This window comes from Ensifer sp. SSB1 (genome assembly GCF_016652895.1).
In the GTDB taxonomy this organism is placed as follows: domain Bacteria; phylum Pseudomonadota; class Alphaproteobacteria; order Rhizobiales; family Rhizobiaceae; genus Ensifer.
Genome location: NZ_JAEPRP010000188.1, coordinates 12,539 through 13,997, shown reverse-complemented (window position 1 = coordinate 13,997; position 1,459 = coordinate 12,539). Strand labels below are relative to the sequence as shown.

Here is a 1,459-nt window from a genome sequence, read left to right as displayed (position 1 = left end):
GGCGAATGACTTGGTGACGACCGTGTAGACGTCCGAGACCGGGTAGGAGTTTACCTTCGGGTTCGGGCAGTCAGGAACGGCAGTGCACGCGTCCCAATCGGCCTTGTCGTGATCGACGCCGAAGGAGAGGCGGGTCATCTCGTACTTGCCGAGGATGGCGGTCGGCGCCCAATAGTAGCCGAGCCAGCCGGTCTTCTTTTCGAAGGCGTTGGCGATCGAGCCGTCAAGGCCGGCGGCCGAGCCGGTGTCGACCAGCAGGAAGCCGGCCTTTTCCGCATCAAGCGCCTTGTAGAGATTGGCGGTCGAAACCTGGCAGTTCCAGCCGGACGGGCAATTGTGAACGGCGGCCTTCGACGAGTCCTCGGGTGCAGGGAAGAGTTCCGGATGTTTCAGCGCGTCCTGCACCGTCTTGATGTCAGGATGTGCATCGGCGAGGAATTTCGGGATCCACCATCCCTCGACGCCGCCTTCGCTCAGGATCTTGGCGGCTTCGATCAGGCGGCCTTCCTTGATCGCTGCGTCGAGCGGCGTGCGCACGGCGTTGACCCAGAGTTCCGGCGCCATGTCGGGCTGCGCCTTTTCGTTCATCGAGGCGAAGGTAGGCATGGTGTCGCCGGTGACCAGCGTCACGGTGCAGCCGTAGCCGTTTTCGAGAATGAATTTGTCCACCTGGGCGGCAACGCCGGCGGAAGCCCAGTTCATTTCGGCAATGCTGACTTCACCGCATTCCGCGGCCTGCGCGGAACCCGCCAGGGCATAGAGGCCCGCGGCGAGAATGGTGGAAGCGAGGAGTTTCTTCATGTTGCAAGACCTCCCAGTCTTTATTTGCAGCCAATATCCAAACGGGAATCCAAGGGGGATGCCGAGCATCCTCCGTCACCCGGAGCAACTATGCAGCCTTGGGTTCGGCATCAAACAAGCCAAGGTTCACCCTTGCTGCGGACGGTGCGGGAGTTCTTTTTCAGCCCTGGCCGCGGAACCCTGTCGCCAGCCAATCTCCTCTTATACCGCCAGCCAAGCCTAAGTATTCTCGTTGAGAAATCAACCTCTTCAATCGGAAGGTCGGGTTGAGGGAGTGCTTCGCGCGTTCTGTCTGCGACATGGTCGGAGGACGCGTTTCGAGCATGAGAAAGGCCGAATTTAAGCAATAACGACAATTCCTGCCGCAAAAAATGGCGCCATGCGCCACATCGCTCGCAACCCTGTCGAGATCCTGACGTTTCCTGTCGTGATTGCGCCACGGAGATCGGCGCGCATGTCGCGAAAAAAATTCAAAAAAAGCCGGAATTCATCTTTGGTTAAATCCTCAATAACCATCCGGTAACGATGTCCAGCTAATTGTTCTTCTCGCGGCGGGGGACTGCCGCAGGTCCGGATCAGGTAGTGCGTCCCGGACTTGGAGCGAACCTTCGGTGCGTTACCCCGAAGTGACCAGGCGTTTTTTGGCGGCCGCATCCCT

The 1,459-nt window shown here is 59.3% G+C and carries 2 protein-coding genes; both read right to left on the bottom strand.

The window, feature by feature from the left end; translation table 11 throughout:
- A partial coding sequence (locus I8N66_RS31385; protein WP_291162519.1) for a glycine betaine ABC transporter substrate-binding protein occupies nucleotides 1-801 on the bottom strand: 801 nt, incomplete at its 3' end.
- A gap of 339 nt (nucleotides 802-1,140) precedes the next feature.
- On the bottom strand, nucleotides 1,141-1,459 hold a 319-nt coding region (locus tag I8N66_RS31380), incomplete at its 5' end, for a hypothetical protein (RefSeq protein ID WP_291162516.1).